23 protein-coding genes, 1 tRNA gene and 1 pseudogene are annotated in these 13744 nt (G+C 68.0%); 10 read left to right on the plus strand and 15 right to left on the minus strand.

Going from position 1 to position 13744, the window contains the following annotated elements:
• The first annotated feature begins 95 nt into the window (after positions 1-95).
• Positions 96-317 (plus strand): hypothetical protein, encoded by a 222-nt coding sequence (locus tag QQK83_RS05755; RefSeq protein WP_284262492.1) that lies wholly within the window; start codon positions 96-98, stop codon positions 315-317.
• Positions 317-517 carry a helix-turn-helix domain-containing protein gene (locus QQK83_RS05760; protein WP_284262494.1) on the plus strand — a complete coding sequence of 67 codons (201 nt, stop codon included), beginning with the start codon at positions 317-319 and terminating at the stop codon, positions 515-517. Before QQK83_RS05755 ends, QQK83_RS05760 begins: the two co-directional genes overlap by 1 nt.
• A 42-nt stretch (positions 518-559) precedes the next feature.
• On the opposite strand, the gene QQK83_RS05765 is transcribed toward QQK83_RS05760, so the two are convergent.
• From QQK83_RS05765 to QQK83_RS05815, 11 genes are all read right to left on the minus strand, one after another.
• Positions 560-895 (minus strand): hypothetical protein, encoded by a 336-nt coding sequence (locus QQK83_RS05765; RefSeq protein WP_284262497.1) that lies wholly within the window; start codon positions 893-895, stop codon positions 560-562.
• Positions 896-1042: 147 nt separating this feature from the next.
• Positions 1043-1354 (minus strand): hypothetical protein, encoded by a 312-nt coding sequence (locus tag QQK83_RS05770; RefSeq protein ID WP_284262499.1) that lies wholly within the window; start codon positions 1352-1354, stop codon positions 1043-1045.
• Positions 1344-1748, minus strand: a complete 405-nt coding sequence (locus QQK83_RS05775; protein ID WP_284262501.1) for a hypothetical protein — start codon at positions 1746-1748, stop codon at positions 1344-1346. Before QQK83_RS05775 ends, QQK83_RS05770 begins: the two co-directional genes overlap by 11 nt.
• Positions 1738-2094 carry a hypothetical protein gene (locus QQK83_RS05780; RefSeq protein ID WP_284262503.1) on the minus strand — a complete coding sequence of 119 codons (357 nt, stop codon included), beginning with the start codon at positions 2092-2094 and terminating at the stop codon, positions 1738-1740. The genes QQK83_RS05775 and QQK83_RS05780 overlap by 11 nt, the downstream gene beginning before the upstream one ends.
• On the minus strand, positions 2091-2390 hold the full coding sequence (locus QQK83_RS05785; protein ID WP_284262505.1) for a hypothetical protein: 300 nt from the start codon (positions 2388-2390) through the stop codon (positions 2091-2093). The genes QQK83_RS05780 and QQK83_RS05785 overlap by 4 nt, the downstream gene beginning before the upstream one ends.
• Positions 2387-3517: a DUF7146 domain-containing protein gene (locus tag QQK83_RS05790; protein WP_284262506.1), complete on the minus strand. Its 1131-nt coding sequence runs from the start codon at positions 3515-3517 to the stop codon at positions 2387-2389. The genes QQK83_RS05785 and QQK83_RS05790 overlap by 4 nt, the downstream gene beginning before the upstream one ends.
• Entirely contained in the window at positions 3510-3794 is a 285-nt protein-coding gene (locus tag QQK83_RS05795; protein ID WP_284262508.1) for a hypothetical protein, read from the minus strand. The genes QQK83_RS05790 and QQK83_RS05795 overlap by 8 nt, the downstream gene beginning before the upstream one ends.
• Positions 3791-4921, minus strand: a complete 1131-nt coding sequence (locus QQK83_RS05800; RefSeq protein ID WP_284262510.1) for a DUF3310 domain-containing protein — start codon at positions 4919-4921, stop codon at positions 3791-3793. Before QQK83_RS05800 ends, QQK83_RS05795 begins: the two co-directional genes overlap by 4 nt.
• Positions 4918-5259, minus strand: a complete 342-nt coding sequence (locus QQK83_RS05805; protein ID WP_284262512.1) for a hypothetical protein — start codon at positions 5257-5259, stop codon at positions 4918-4920. Before QQK83_RS05805 ends, QQK83_RS05800 begins: the two co-directional genes overlap by 4 nt.
• Positions 5252-5518, minus strand: a complete 267-nt coding sequence (locus QQK83_RS05810) for a hypothetical protein (protein WP_284262513.1) — start codon at positions 5516-5518, stop codon at positions 5252-5254. The genes QQK83_RS05805 and QQK83_RS05810 overlap by 8 nt, the downstream gene beginning before the upstream one ends.
• Before the next feature lie 158 nt (positions 5519-5676).
• Positions 5677-5985 (minus strand): hypothetical protein, encoded by a 309-nt coding sequence (locus QQK83_RS05815; RefSeq protein ID WP_284262516.1) that lies wholly within the window; start codon positions 5983-5985, stop codon positions 5677-5679.
• 94 nt (positions 5986-6079) lie between these two features.
• On the opposite strand from QQK83_RS05815, the gene QQK83_RS05820 reads away from it, so the two are divergent.
• The 6 genes from QQK83_RS05820 to QQK83_RS05845 all read left to right on the plus strand — a co-directional run bounded on the left by QQK83_RS05820 (position 6080) and on the right by QQK83_RS05845 (position 9199).
• Positions 6080-6697 carry a helix-turn-helix domain-containing protein gene (locus QQK83_RS05820; RefSeq protein ID WP_284262518.1) on the plus strand — a complete coding sequence of 206 codons (618 nt, stop codon included), beginning with the start codon at positions 6080-6082 and terminating at the stop codon, positions 6695-6697.
• A 154-nt stretch (positions 6698-6851) separates the two neighbouring features.
• The gene (locus QQK83_RS05825; protein ID WP_284262519.1) at positions 6852-7118 is read left to right on the plus strand and encodes a hypothetical protein; all 267 of its coding nucleotides are present in this window, start codon (positions 6852-6854) and stop codon (positions 7116-7118) included.
• Complete coding sequence (locus QQK83_RS05830; RefSeq protein WP_284262521.1) at positions 7115-7411, plus strand: MerR family transcriptional regulator; 297 nt, start codon at positions 7115-7117, stop codon at positions 7409-7411. Before QQK83_RS05825 ends, QQK83_RS05830 begins: the two co-directional genes overlap by 4 nt.
• Positions 7408-8577, plus strand: coding sequence for a tyrosine-type recombinase/integrase (locus tag QQK83_RS05835; RefSeq protein ID WP_284262522.1), 1170 nt, complete (start codon positions 7408-7410; stop codon positions 8575-8577). The genes QQK83_RS05830 and QQK83_RS05835 overlap by 4 nt, the downstream gene beginning before the upstream one ends.
• Before the next feature lie 6 nt (positions 8578-8583).
• Positions 8584-8871, plus strand: a complete 288-nt coding sequence (locus tag QQK83_RS05840; RefSeq protein ID WP_284262523.1) for a hypothetical protein — start codon at positions 8584-8586, stop codon at positions 8869-8871.
• A 109-nt stretch (positions 8872-8980) separates the two neighbouring features.
• A complete protein-coding gene (locus QQK83_RS05845) occupies positions 8981-9199 on the plus strand; it encodes a hypothetical protein (protein WP_284262524.1) in 219 nt (72 codons plus the stop codon).
• Positions 9200-9296: 97 nt separating this feature from the next.
• Here the strand turns inward: QQK83_RS05845 and QQK83_RS05850 are convergent.
• Positions 9297-9371: transfer RNA gene (locus QQK83_RS05850), tRNA-Asn, on the minus strand.
• Positions 9372-9441: 70 nt separating this feature from the next.
• Positions 9442-10365 carry an MBL fold metallo-hydrolase gene (locus QQK83_RS05855; protein WP_417750337.1) on the minus strand — a complete coding sequence of 308 codons (924 nt, stop codon included), beginning with the start codon at positions 10363-10365 and terminating at the stop codon, positions 9442-9444.
• On the opposite strand from QQK83_RS05855, the gene QQK83_RS05860 reads away from it, so the two are divergent.
• Positions 10364-11662, plus strand: a complete 1299-nt coding sequence (locus QQK83_RS05860; RefSeq protein WP_284262525.1) for an ATP-binding protein — start codon at positions 10364-10366, stop codon at positions 11660-11662. The two genes, QQK83_RS05855 and QQK83_RS05860, sit on opposite strands and share 2 nt — an antisense overlap.
• Here QQK83_RS05860 and QQK83_RS05865 read toward each other — a convergent pair.
• Positions 11659-11829, minus strand: a complete 171-nt coding sequence (locus QQK83_RS05865; protein WP_284262527.1) for a hypothetical protein — start codon at positions 11827-11829, stop codon at positions 11659-11661. The genes QQK83_RS05860 and QQK83_RS05865 overlap by 4 nt on opposite strands.
• Before the next feature lie 14 nt (positions 11830-11843).
• On the opposite strand from QQK83_RS05865, the pseudogene QQK83_RS05870 reads away from it, so the two are divergent.
• Positions 11844-12623 (plus strand): annotated as a pseudogene (locus QQK83_RS05870) (IS5 family transposase).
• 220 nt (positions 12624-12843) lie between these two features.
• Here QQK83_RS05870 and QQK83_RS05875 read toward each other — a convergent pair.
• A complete protein-coding gene (locus QQK83_RS05875; protein ID WP_284262528.1) occupies positions 12844-13728 on the minus strand; it encodes an AraC family transcriptional regulator in 885 nt (294 codons plus the stop codon).
• Positions 13729-13744: the final 16 nt, after the last annotated feature.

A 13744-nucleotide genomic window follows, 5' to 3' on the forward strand; every position in this document is an offset into this window, starting at 1 on the left:
CGCTTTGCGTTATTTTTCCAGTTGACCGACATATCGCTTTGCGATATGTATGGGCTATCAGCAACGGCCCAACCGCCCGAAATGGAGACAGACAGATGACCATATACACCACCCGCACCGCAGAGCTTGGCCAAATCACCTTTTCCGCGCCCGCCGCAACCGAGACATATGACGGCTACGTTTGGGTCGAAACCAACGACGGTCGCCGCCGCCAGATTTGCGAGGGTGGTGGCTTCATGGGTGGCACTGTGACCGCCAAAAGCGGCGATCTGAAAAAAGCTGCCCAGAAATGGATGCGCCAGCGCCGCCAGAATTGATGAACTCCGCCGAGTTTCAGCAGGCCCGGCAAACGCTCGGCCTGCCTGCCGCCGATCTGGCCCGCATGCTCGGCGTAAGCTCCGAGCGTGCGGTGCAGACGTTTTCGGATTGGGCCAACGGGCGACGCCAGATCGACCAGGGTCGCGCGCGGCTGTTGCGGGCGTATCTAGACGGATACCGCCCGCCCGATTGGCCCTGACGACATGTTTGCGGCCGTTGGGGTTGGGGGCTGTGGGGTGGGTTAGAAGGGCTCGAGGATGGCCGGAACGGCCACGCCCAATAACAGCAAGACGGCCCCGATCCAGATCAGCGGTTGGCGCGTTGCCTCGGGCTGGCGCGCGCCGAAGATCATCACCAGCATGCCGCCGCCGCAGCCAAGGGCCGCGACCCAAGCCCATGGATTGGTGAAGTTTTCCGTCACGGATATGACAAGTAGCGCAGGGGCAAGGATGACGCCGATCAAAACCCAATCGCCCTCGTCCAGCACCCCGACACTGCGGCGCGGGCGCTTTGCCTTGGGCGGTTTTTCCGCCTTGGGCTTGGGCAGGTATTTTCGGGCGGGATCGTCGTCGTCCATGACCAGCACTCGCGTTTACCAGGCGGCCAGACTGACATTCCGCGCCGGTTTCGGCAAGCCGCGGCGGCACAGGTCCGCGCGGTGACGCAGCAGGCCGCGCGCCTGCACTGACAGGGTGATCCCCTGCGGCGATGTCGCGGGGGATCGTCATGCGGCCTCGGTCTCCGGCGCGGCGGCGGGGGCGGTCACCGGCTGCGGGGCCTCGGCCATGCGGATCAGCTCGACCAGGGCGGCGGGGCGCAGGTAGCGGTAGCGGATGACTTGGGCGCATTCGGGGTCACCCGACCAGGTACCTTGTTCCTGCGGGTGAACAGGGAACTGATGATAGTGCGACGGACCATCCCAGGGGCGCAGCATATTGATGGTGTCCTCGTCGAACTCCCGCTCGCACATCGTGCCCAGCGGCAGGGGGCATCCGCTGCCGTCATGCTGGATCCAGTCGGACCACTCACCACTCATGGACCCGCCCTCCCTCGATGACGCTCAGCGGCGCGTAGGGGACGCCCATCTGCCACTGGAACACCATGCGCAGCCGCCGGATCAGCGCGCCGCCGCTGTCCTCGTCGGGAAACGCCCGGTGCGGGGTGGTCATGAATTCCCAAGCGAGCCCGTCGGTCAGCAGGAAGCCGTGGCTGAGGAAGATCAGCCGCACGCGGCGATGCGCGGCCATGGCGCGGAGCTGCCACCAGCGCGGGCGTTCCAGGTGCCGGATCCAGTGCAGCCGGTCCTCGAACGCGCCGCTCAGGTCGCGGTAGAGCGCCAGGAACATCAGCTGGATCGCCTCGTCGCTGGGCGTGGGCACATGGACGACATCGCGGGCGGGGATATGGGCGACATGGGGGTCAGGATGCATGGGCGAAACCTTCCTGGTGGACAAGGGCGGCCCGCGCGGCGGCGCGGGCGGGATTGCGGGCGTCGAGCGGCACGAGGGTCAGGGCGCAGCGGCCGCGGCCGCGCTTCGCGCGCTGGATGTGCCAGCCGAACGGGTGCAGCTTGGCATCGCTGTGGTAGATCGTTTGCCGCAGGCATGCCTCGGCCCATGTGGGCTCGTTGCCGCGATAGACCGCCATGAGCAGATCGGGGTAGGTCAGCGGCCGCTCGGCCAGCGCGCGCACGATCATGGCCAGCGTGGGCGAGCGCAGCGCGCGGGTGACGTGCTGGATCGGGGCAGGCCAGCTCTGGCCGGTGGTGTCGGTCATTGGCCAAATCCTTCGTGCGCGGCGGCGTGATTGCAGGCATGGGCCAACAGCCCCAAGAACGCGCGGCGATCCTGCGACTTGGCCGTGCCGATGCTTTTTAAGGCATTGGCTTTCATCAGGCGGGGCAGGTGCTCCGTGACGATCCGGCGCGCGACGGCAGCGAACTGATTGTCGGGGCTCAGCACGCTTTCATCGACGATGCGACCGCGCCCGTCGATCAGGAACGCGCTGTTTAAGCCGAAAGCCAGCACATGCTCGCCTGTTTTAATCCATCCCGTTTCAACGCGAAAATTCATGCCGCATCTCCCTTCAGCTGGGCGCGGAGTGCATCGTTCAGATCCTTGCCCCCGCGGGTGTTGCGCCAGACGGACACGCGCCGCCCGGCTGTCTGGTGCAGGACCACGGCGCGGTCCAACTGCGCGCGCGCCTGCTCGTTCTCGTCCTGGTCGGCGATCAGCGTGACGTGATCGACGGTGGGGGGCAGGGTGACGCCGCCCATGTTCGACAGGCTGATGGCCGCCAGGATCCGCGCCTCGGGCAGGAGCATGGCCGCGCTCAGCGCGTCCTCGATCCCCTCGGCGATGAACACGCGCAGCGGGCCGGGGGCCTGCCACAGGCTCGCGGGCTTGCCGCCGCGCGGACCCTGGCCGCGCCAGATGTGGATCGCGTGGCCCGCGTAATCGCCCAGCACCTTCTTGCTGGCGGGCAGGTCGGCCTTGGACCAGCTGCCGCCCTTGAGCTGCAGGTAGGTCCGGTGCAGCGCCACGCCGCGGCCCTGCCGGTTGCTGACCAGCGCCACCATGGCGGGCAGGCGGGCCTCGATGATCTCGCCGGTTTTCGGGTCGGTGTGCCGGAAATAGCATTCGGGCATGTAGCGCAGCGCGCGCGGCTGGCGGCCGAGCTGGCCCAGGTCGATGCCGCGGGCATCGGCCAGGTATCGCTCGACCGGCGTGCCGCGCAGCCCTTCGCGCGCGCCCAGCCACAGGGCAAACGCTTGGTCGGCGGCGCGCCGCCGCGTCTCGGCATGCTGGCGCTCGGCCTCGAGGCGGCGGGCCTTGGCCTCGGCCGCGGATTTCTCGCGCTGGCGCACCAGGGCGGGATCAGCGACGTTCAGCCCGAGGAACGCGCGCGCCTCGCGCAGCGCGTCGACCAGGCTGCAGCCGAGGTTGAGCCGGATCAGGTCGAGCAGGTCGCCATACTGGCCGGTGGCGTAGTCGTTCCAGGTGCCCGCTTTGGGCCCGGTCAGCCGCACGACGAAACTGCCGACGCTGCGGTCGGCCCGACCGGGGTTAAGCGTGAAATACAGGCCCCTGTCGGTGTAGCTGGCGGCGCAGGGCGGCGCGTAGTGATGCGCCACCTGGTCGACCTTGGCGACCAGCATGTCCTTGATGTCCTCGATCGAATGGCTGTGGCGACTACTCACTGCGCTCGGCCCCCGCGCGCTCGGACAGGACCGCTTGCGTGGCCGCCAGATCTGAATGGGTGCAGGGCTTTGGCAGCAGCCGATAGGCTCGGGCAAACAAGGTGCTGTGGACATAGCCGGTTTCTTGCTTGACGGCTTCGAGCCCCCCCCCAGCTGGATTGACGGCAAAGCCGAGAAGCGTCAGGTCATGTTGCCACGTCAGTTTTTTCGGCCGGGCGGGCAGGGCGTCGATGCGCGCGGCATGTTTCAGCCGCTCGATGCGTTCCAGCGCCGTCATCTCTTGATCCACATCATCTCAGCGTCCAGCGCCCGCTCCCTCAGCTCGGCCATCAGCGCGGACTGGCCGTCGATCGACAGGCCCTTGCCGGTGCGGATTTGCTCGGTCAGCAGCTGCCAGCGCGCGCGGCAATCCTCGGACGGGATCTCGATTTCCATCGCGGCCCCGGCGATGCCGTCGCCCCGGACGATGCACTCGGCCAACGCCAGGTCCTTGGCGGGTGTCCAGGTGGCATCGTTGTTCACCATGGTCAGCCATTGCGCCACCTCGCGCCGGATCCCCGTCTTTGCCCCACCGACCTGCGCGGACGGGGCGGAAAAGGAGCCGGACGGCACGGCAGCGCCGCCCGGCTCAGGTGGCCGCGACCCGGAAACGGGGGGCGGGTGCGGCACGGCAACAGGTGCGGCGGGGCGCTCGGCCACCGCCTGACGGGGGCCGGGCGTGTGGGGCTGGACGCCCGGCTGGGGCGCGGGCTTGCCCTTCGGATACGCCTTGCGGGCGCGCCGGATGGCGACATGCACACCGCGCGGATCACGGTTAAGCGCGGCGGCGATTTCAGGCGCGCCCTTGCCCGCGCGCAGCAGGGCCGCAGCCTGCTCGATCTCGGCCTCGCTGTAGGGACCGGTGACATAAGCGCCCCCCGACGGGCCACCTGTGGTGTCTGCTTGCACGTCGGGGGACTGGACCGCGCCGGGCAGGGAGGACACCTGCGGCGCTGTCGTCTCGGAAACCGCGCCCCCCGGCGCGCCGCACGAGGGATCGACGGCCGCGTCGGGGGGCTGGACCGCGGCTTCGGCCAGGGACGTGCCGTCGGCCGCGGGATTGGAGTTTGGCGGTGCATCGGTTGGCACCGGACGGGGCACCGACGACAGGATGGAGCGCGCTGCCCGGATCACGTCGATGCGCTTGGCGGTGTCGACCTCGGGCTCGAGGCGGGCGATTTCGCGGGCGAGATAGAACTGCGCTTTGCGCAGGTCTTCGACAGGATCATCGGTTTTGAGCCCCGCGCGCCAGATATACTTGATCGCGTTGCCCAGGCAGAAACTGTAGTGCTCGGTAATTTCGATGCACTCCACGCCGGACGGGTGCGCGGTGTAGTGCGGTGGGTGGTTGATCATGTCGATCATGCTGCGGCCCCCGTCTTGGGCGCGCTGGCGATCGCGGCCTGGATCAGCCCCATGCGCCACAGCGTGAAGGGCGTCAGGACGCGCGCCGCCGCCATGCGGGCGGAAAACAGGGCATCGCGGCGCAGCGTCCCCGGCTTGGCGTCGGCCTCGATGAACGCCTGCGCAACGTCGATCAGCGGGGCCATGCGCGGGTTGTCCCAGTTGCAGCCTTTCAGCTGCACCGACATTTCCGCGATCACCATGCGCTGCTCGCCGTCCGGGACGATCAGCCCGGCCGAGAGGTAGATCAGCGCGTTGACGACGAACTGGTCGGGCAGGGTCAGCTTGTGCTCAGCCATAAATGTCCCTCCGGTGGATGTCGACGGGGTCGGGCCGCGCCCAGGTGCGCAGCGCGACGCGCAGCTCTTCGCCGATCAGCTCGAGCGCGTCGCGGTCGTGGAACGCCGCGGTCAGCCGGTCGCAGAACCCGATCAGATGGGCGCGCCCCTCGGGGTCGTCGCGCCCGTCGAGTTCCTGGCCCAGGCGGTGACGCGCATCGACGATGTCGCCGCGCGACAGGCGTCCGACGGACGCCGCGTAGCCCAACTTGGTCATCATCAGGGATACCCCCACACGATCCATTGCCTGCGCCTCCGATGGGCGGGGGACCGGCCCCAGCGCCGATCCCCCGCGTGCCCGCCGGGTCCGTGAGTGACGGCGTCGGCCAGTCCTCCGGCGGGGCCATGCCCCCGGCGCACCATCGCGCCGGGCGCGGTTCAGGCGGCCTCTTGCGGGCCGTCCTGCATCAGGGGGGCAGCCGCGCGCGCGGCCAGGATAGCCTCGATCTCGGCCTCCGGTGCCCCTTCGATCAGATGCCGGGCCGTCAGGCCCAGCTTGTGCTGTTCGGAATGCCGCAACAGAACGCGCTGGTAGCGCGCCGACGGCACGTCGCCCGCATCGCGGTAGGCCGCGGCACGGTTCCAGTGGTAGGGTGCCTTGGCGTGGACACTGCATATGTCCGCCAGCACCTCCTCACGCCCGATCAAGCGTTTGCACACATCCAGTGGTGTCAGGTTCACAGTCATGACCCAATGTGTTGTATCGGGCGATGTGCGTTTGCAAGCAAAAAATGAGAAATCCACACATAAATGTGAGGTGAAAAGTTGATACTCGTCACTCATGGACGCGGCATTTTTCAAGAAACGCCAGAAAACACAGGGCGTCACGGCCGATCAGATCGCCGCTTTGGCGGGGCGTGACCGCTCGAACGTGTCCAAGATCTACGCGGGCCAGCAGAAGATGACGTTGCCCTGGGCGCAGGCCTTTGCCACGGCGCTTGACCTGCCGCTCGACGAGGTGCTCGAGCGCGCGGGCGAGGTGGCCCCGGCTCAGGCCCGGACGCTTCGTCCGGGCTTTTCAGATGGCGATGCCGTGCCCTACCAGGCGCAAACCGGGTCAGCGGTCAGTCGCACCTTGGCCGAGGCGCTGGGGGCCGGGCGCGCGGGCCTCGATATCTGGCAGGTGCGGACGAACGCGCTGCTTTTGCTGGGCTACCGCAAGGGCGACATGATGCTGGTGGACGGCAATGCCGCGGAACGCGCGCGCGCTGGCGACGTGGTGTTGGCGCAGGTCTATGACCTGTCGATCGGCGCGGCGGTCACGGTGCTGCGCGAATACCGCCCGCCGGTGCTTGTGGGCATTGCTCCCGGCGAAGAGATGCGCGTCCATGTCGTGGACGGTACGAACGTGTCGATCCGCGGCATCGTGGTTGCCAGCTGGCGGGTCGGCTTGCCATGACGGGCCGTTGCGCTGCGCTGGCGGCGGGTTCAAAATGTGAGTGAAACGCAAGTTTTGAGTTGACAGTTTCAACTCGCCACCGCCTACTGTGCGCGCCAACAGCACACAGGAGGTGGCAATGTCACGCATACCCAGCCAATCGCCAACGCCGTCCGTGGCATACGCGACGGTCGTGATCACGAACGAGCACATCGAGGCGCTGATCGAGGTCGCGCAGGAGCTGCAGCACGGCCGCATCACGGCCGAGGGCACGACGATGCTGCATGTTTTCGGCGCGGCCTGTTTCCAGGAACTGCTCGAGCGGCGGCGGGTCCAGGCAGAGATCGAGGCGTTGTCGCGCCGCGTGGACAATGTCTTCACGTTGGTTCTGCCGAATTTCGAGGAACAGGGCACGGATGCAGGCGCAGGGGGGGCTGCATGATGGCACCGCGTCCCGATGTGACCCGCCTGTTCATGACGACACAGGAAGTGGCGCACCTGCTGGGCGTCACCGACGATCAGCTGCGCAACCATTTGCCCAGGCTGCAGGCCGACGAGGGATTTCCGCTGCAGATGCCGCACCAGAAACGCCCGAAACTGTTTCGCCGGGCCGCTGTTGAACGGTGGCTGGAGCAGACCTGCAACCTCACGGCCGCCGACATCGAAGAGGCCGAGCGCGTTGGGATGACGACCGCCCAGGTGCATGTGATGACCCAGGCGAGGCGGCGAGCATGACGAAAGCCCGCCCGCCGATCCCCGGCGATCTGCCGACGGGCCTGCGCCAGCGCCAGCGCGCGGACGGCACATGGCGCGTTTGGTGGGAACCATCGGCCACGCGCCGCACCGTGGGCATGACGCCGGTGGAACTCGACCCCGACAGGCCCACGGCCGCCGTGCGCGCGGCCGAGGATCTCAACCGCAAGGCCGATCGCCTGCTCGGGCGCGCCCGGCCCACGGTCAAGGGCGTGGTCGACCAGCCGCGCTCGCTCGAAGAGGTGGCGAATGCCTGGCTGGCCTCGCCCCGCGTGCGCGGCCTCAGCGACAGCTCGCTGCGGAATTACACCTACGACGCGCGGCGGATCTGCGACCATTGGGCGGGCACGCAGGCGCGGCTTCTGACCCGGCCGGCCATCGTGCTCTGGTATGACGCGCTCTACGACGATCACGGCCCGCGCATGGCGCAGCGCCTGGTGCGGACCCTCGGCACGATGCTGAAATGGGCGGCCCGCCGCGGCTACATCGCCACCAACCCCGCCACCGATCTCGACATGGAAACGCCCGCCCGCCGCGCCCGCGTGGTCAGTTGGCCCGAATTCGACGCGCTCTGCGATGCCGCCGACGCGCTCGAGCTGCCTTGGCTGCGCCGCGCCATGGAGCTGGCGATGTACCAGGGCCAGCGCCCCAAGGACATCCGCGAGCTGCGCTTTGCGGCCCTGTCGATGGAACGCATCGACGAGGATCCGCGCGCGGATCCCCGACTGACCTGGACGCTGGTCCGGTCCAAGGACCGCAAGCGGCGCGTCACGCGGCTGGCCATCAATGCCGCGGTCGTGGGCTGGCTGATGCCGCTTTGGCAGCAGGCCGAGGCGAAGGAGGCGCTGGTGATCGCCGACGCCAAGGGCCGGGCGATCACGACCGAGCGCCTGAGCCATGCCTTCCACGCCGCGCGCACCGTCGCGGCCGAGACATGCCCCTCCGTCGCCGACGCGCGGTTCAGCGACCTGCGCCGCAGCTTCTCGACGGTGGCCTACAGGAACGGGGTCGACCCGTCGAATGTCGACGATGCCCTCGGCAACACGGCGGGCGAGGATCCCGGCCTGCGCCAGGTCTACATGCCCGCCAGCGACATCGCCGCAATGCGCGCGGTCGATGCCGTGACGCGGCCCAACCGAAAGGAATGACGACACATGCCGATCGTAGTACAGGTCTGGTTTCACGAAAGCATCAGGACGGCCCTCCCCGGCCACCGCCCGGTGTTCCATTTGATCGAGGTGCCCTTCGACACCCTCGACGCGTTCCTGGCCGAGGTCGAGCGCGACACGTTCATCCGCGGCACGCACCTGTTGGTCAAGTGGGCCGAGGGGCACCGGCACGTTAGGGAAGTCACTGCGCGCAAGCCGCTGACCTTTCGCGGCTCGAGCGTCCATCGGGTGACGCTTTCGCGGTGGCCGATTATCGACAGGGCCACGGCATGAGCCCGTTTACATGGTTCGCGCTCGGCGCGCTGACCGGCATCGCGGCGGTCATTGCCGCGATCTACGGGCTGCTGACGGCGCTCGACAGGTGGCACGGGAGGGACGTGTGATGGCTGGATACTTGGGGAAGTCCGTCGCTGCGCACAGTCTTCTTTTGTCCGCTATCCGAGCCGGTTTTCTGGACGAACAAAGCCGCCGCAAAGTGCATACCTGCAACCTCAGCCCTGAAGAGATCGCCGAGCGCGACCGGCCCATGAGCCGCCAGGAGCGGCGGCAGATGGAGCGACTGGCCGCGAAGGGGCGCAGCCTGCCGGGGAGGGACGGGTGATGGGTGACCGTCCGACAATCCGATGTCGGACGGCGGTCGGACGGTCGGACGCTGAATTTCCATTCGCCCGGCAAGGCTTTGTTAAATCAGGGGATTTTGGCTCCGGCGGTAGGGATCGAACCTACGACCAATTGATTAACAGTCAACTGCTCTACCGCTGAGCTACGCCGGAACTGGGGCAGCGTATAGCAAGAGCGATTCCGAGCGTCCAGAGGGGGAAGCGCAAAAAAACGCATGACGGGTCATGCTCGAAAGAATGTCGCCTCCGCGGTCAGGCCGCCGCCCGTGGAGACCTCGTTTCGTTCAACCAGATCAATGAGATGCGCGAGGACGTTGCGGGTGGCGGCGGGCAGCAGGGGCGCCGCGAGGCCCTCGTAGATGCGCCTGGCGAGCTGTTCGGCGGTGGCAGGGCCCGCGCTGTGGAGCGCGGCGAGGATCTGCGCCTCGCGCCCCGCGCGATGGGCGATGAGCTCGGCCAGCCGGGCGGCCGGGTCGCGCACCGGATCGCCGTGGCCGGGGTGGAACACCCGGTCGCTGCGCCGCGCAAGCTTGCGGCACGAGGCCATGAAGGCCCCCATGTCGCCATCGGGCGGCGAGACCAGCGAGGTCGACCAGCCCATCACCAGGTCGCCGGTGAAGACCGCGCCCTGCCATGCGAAACACAGGTGGTTGGCCATGTGGCCCGGTGTCTCCAGCACGTCGATGCGGCCCCAGCCGCCGGTCAGCGTGCAGCCCTCGGCGATCCGGCGGTCGGGGGCAAAGCCCTCGTCCACGCCCTCGCCGCCGCCGATGCCGCCGGTGCCGGCCAGCCTGTGCATCAGCGCGCTCCGGCCCCAGTCCGAGGGACCCGCGGCCAGCACGGGGGCCCCGGTTGCCTCGGCCAGCGGGCGGGCGAGGGGGGAATGGTCGCGGTGCGAATGGGTCACGAGGATCGCGCCGATCCGCTCGCCGGGGGCGAGGGTGGCAAGGATGGCGTCCAGGTGCGCCGGATCGTCCGGGCCGGGGTCGATCACCGCCACCTCGTCCGTCCCGAGAAGATAGGTGTTCGTCCCCCGCCAGGTCATGGCCGACGGGTTCGGGGCGGTCAGCCGACGCAGACCGTCCTCCAGCCAGACCGCGCCGCTTTCGCTTTCCATCGCCGCCCCCGCCCGGTTAACTGTGGCCATGACATTCGCCTGGATCAAACGCATCTTGCCCAGGGGCCTCTACGGGCGGGCCGCGTTGATCCTGCTCGTGCCGATCGTCACGCTTCAGATTGTCGTCTCGGGCCAGATCCTGCAACGCTATTTCCAGGGCGTGGCCGGGCAGATGTCCGAGGCGCTGGCGCTCGATCTCGCGCTCGTGGCCTCGGCGGTCGGCGACGCGCCGCGCGCCGCCGCGCTGGCCGAGGCGCTGGAGATCCAGATCGTCGACATCGCCGCGACCGGCGTGCAGGACCGGCGCGAGGTCTATGACCTGACCGGGATCGAGGCGATCCGCGTCTTGCGTGCCGAGCTTCCGGGCCTCATGGCCGTCGATCTGGTCACCGACTGGCGGCGGCCGCTGATCGCGGTGCAGACCGCGGAGGGGCCGGTCGGGTTGGCGGTGTCACGGCGGCGGATGTCGGCCTCGAACCCGCATCAACTGCTGGTGCTGATGGTGTTCTTCGGGCTGCTGCTGACCTGGGTGGCCTACCTGTTCCTGCGCAACCAGCTCAAGCCGATCAAGCGCCTGGCCGAGGCGGCCGAAGCTTTCGGCAAGGGCCGGGTGCTGCCCTACAGCCCCTCTGGCGCGACCGAGGTGCGCAGCGCGGGCCGTGCCTTTCTCGACATGCGCGCGCGGATCGAGGCGATGATTGCCCAACGCACTCTGATGCTCTCGGGGGTCAGCCATGACCTGCGGACGCCGCTGACGCGGATGAAGCTGGCGCTCGGCATGATCGACGACGGGCCCGAGGTCGCGGACCTGCGCCGCGATGTCGAGGAGATGGAGATGCTGCTGGCGACCTTCCTCGATTTCGCCCGTGGCGAGGCGCTGGACGATCCCGCGCCGACCGATCCGGTGGCGCTGGTCAGAGCGCTGGTGGCCGACACCGAGCGCGGCGGCGGCGCGGTCGAGCTGGTCGCCCCCGGGGCGGCCGCCCCGGTCCTGCTGCGCCCGCAGGCCGTCCGGCGCTGCCTGTCGAACCTGCTGGGCAACGCGCTGCGCTACGGGAACCGGGCGCGGGTCACCGTGAGCCTGCCCGAGCGTGCCTTGCGCATCACGGTCGAAGATGACGGCCCCGGCATTCCCGCGGCCCGCCGCGAGGAGGCGATGCAGCCCTTTGCCCGGCTCGATGCCGCGCGCAACCAGGACCGCGGCTCGGGCGTCGGTCTCGGCCTCGCCATCGCGCGCGACATCGCGCAGCGCCACGGCGGCAGCCTGACGCTGGACGACAGCGCCGCCCTAGGCGGTCTGCGCGTCGAGCTGGTCCTGCCGCGCTAGTCTAGCCTGTCGAGCCAGGTGGCATCTTTCTCGCAGGCAAGCCGGCGAAGCGCGTGGCCGAACGGGTCTCCGTGGATGAAGCCGGTGAGGAAGGCCCCGGCATCGTGGGTGGATAGGGCTTTGTTGCGCAAAGGCTGGATGAGGGATTCATCTCGTGAATCCAGCATGGCAGCCGTCCTGCTTGGGCAGACCAATCCCGCCGAGCTACAAGATCAAGAACTGGCCGGCCTACAACAAGGCGCTGAAGCAGCGCGGCTCCCTGACGATCTGGTTCGACCCGGACATGATCTGGGTGCCGCCGCCGACCGGCAAGCGAGGCCGGCAGCCACAGTGCAGCGATGCCGCGATCCAGGCATGTCTGACGATGAAGGTCCTCTTTGGCATGGCGCTCCGGCAGACGACCGGGTTCGTGGAGAGCCTGCTGCGCCTGGTCGGCCTCGATTGGGCGGTGCCGGATTTCAGCACGCTGAGCCGTCGCCAGAAATCCCTGGCTGTGAATATTCCCCACCACGGCTCAAAGGAACCGCTGAACCTGCTGATCCCCTCTCGGGACATCCCTACGTAACGCCCTGCCGGGCAGTGGACAGCACTGGCATCAAGGCCGAAGGCGAAGGCGAGTGGCACGCCCGCAAACACGGTGGCGCGAAACGCCGACCGCGCCGCCCATGCAGGCATACCGCCGCGCAGGAACGCCAAACCGTGGAAGCCTTCGACCGCGGGCGCCATCGCCCGGAACGAAGCCCTCCGAGCATCGAAATACCTGGGCCGCGCCATCTGGCGAAAATGGAGCGGTTACCACCGCCGAAGCCGCGCCGAGACGAAGGTGCATTGCGTGAATCTGCTGGGGCAGAGCCTCATGGCACGCGACTTCGATCGTCAGGTCGCAGAACTCCAGATCCGCGCCGCCGTGCTCAACCGCTATACCGCGCTCGGCATACCTGTCACCGAGCCCTTGGCATAAGTGCGTCCGGGGAAAGGGGAGGTCCGGCCTTCACCCTCTTTGCGCAACAAAGCCCAGATCTGGGCCGAGAATTTTAACTTCGATGATCAACCGGAAGAGTCCAGACTTACAATGAAAAATTCAGTGCTATGTTCGCACGGAAGCGGAGCTGAAGCTGAACTACAGCGTCAAGTCGACTGCCGACCGGCCGCAAAGGGCCGGGACCGAGCACACCTGCGATTCACTCGGCGGCCAGTGCGGCCCGGTCCTGACGCGGGGACAGGCCGAACTTTCTTGCATACTCGCGCGAGAATTGGGCCGAACTCTCGTAACCGACGCGGAAGGCTACGTCGGAGACCTTGGCATCCGAGGACCGCAGCGCGTCGCGGGCGTGCAGCAGGCGCAGGTCCTTTTGGTATTGAAGGGGAGAGGTGCCGGTGACGGCCTTGAAATGCTCGAAGAAGGTCGAGGGGCTCATGCCGATGCTTTCGGCGAGGTCAGCCACCACCAGGGCGCGGGACAGGTCGGACTGAATCTCGCGCGTGGCGCGAAAGATGCGGCTGGCGGTGGTTTCGTGCCACAAAAGCCGGTGCAGCGCGCCCGCATGCGGCCCCAGCAGTAGCCTTGCATGCACCTCCTGCCGGGTGATCGGGGCGAGCAACTGGCGCGTGTCATCCCACGCGCTCTGTTCGATCAGGCGGACCAGCGCGTCCTCCATCCCCTTGTCCGTCGGACAAAGCGTGATCGAGAACGGGTCTTTCGCGTGCGGAGTGAGCGCGGGCATCACGGCAGGAGCCAACCCGCGCAACAGGTCGAGGTCCAGCGGCAGGACCAGCGCGACATAGGGCGTCGCAGGCGTAGCATCGGTGATACGGGAGACGACCGGCAGCGCGTGGCTGACGATCAGCGAGTGTCCCCGTGCCACCGTCAGGCTGCGGGTTCCGGTGCCAACCTGCTTTGCCCCTTGCAGCACAAGGCACAGCAGCGGGCGATAGACCGTGGCGGTCTGCGGCGTCTCTGCCGCGTAACGCAACAGGTGCAGCCCGCTGGGGACATGGGCCAGGGCGCCCTGCCGCATCTGTGCCGCGTTCAGAAGCGCCGTAGCGCGATCCAGCAAACCTGCCATGCCGTTCTCCCTTCGT

It is taken from the genome of Roseicyclus amphidinii, from assembly GCF_030163755.1.
GTDB classification, from domain to species: Bacteria; Pseudomonadota; Alphaproteobacteria; order Rhodobacterales; family Rhodobacteraceae; genus Roseicyclus; species Roseicyclus amphidinii.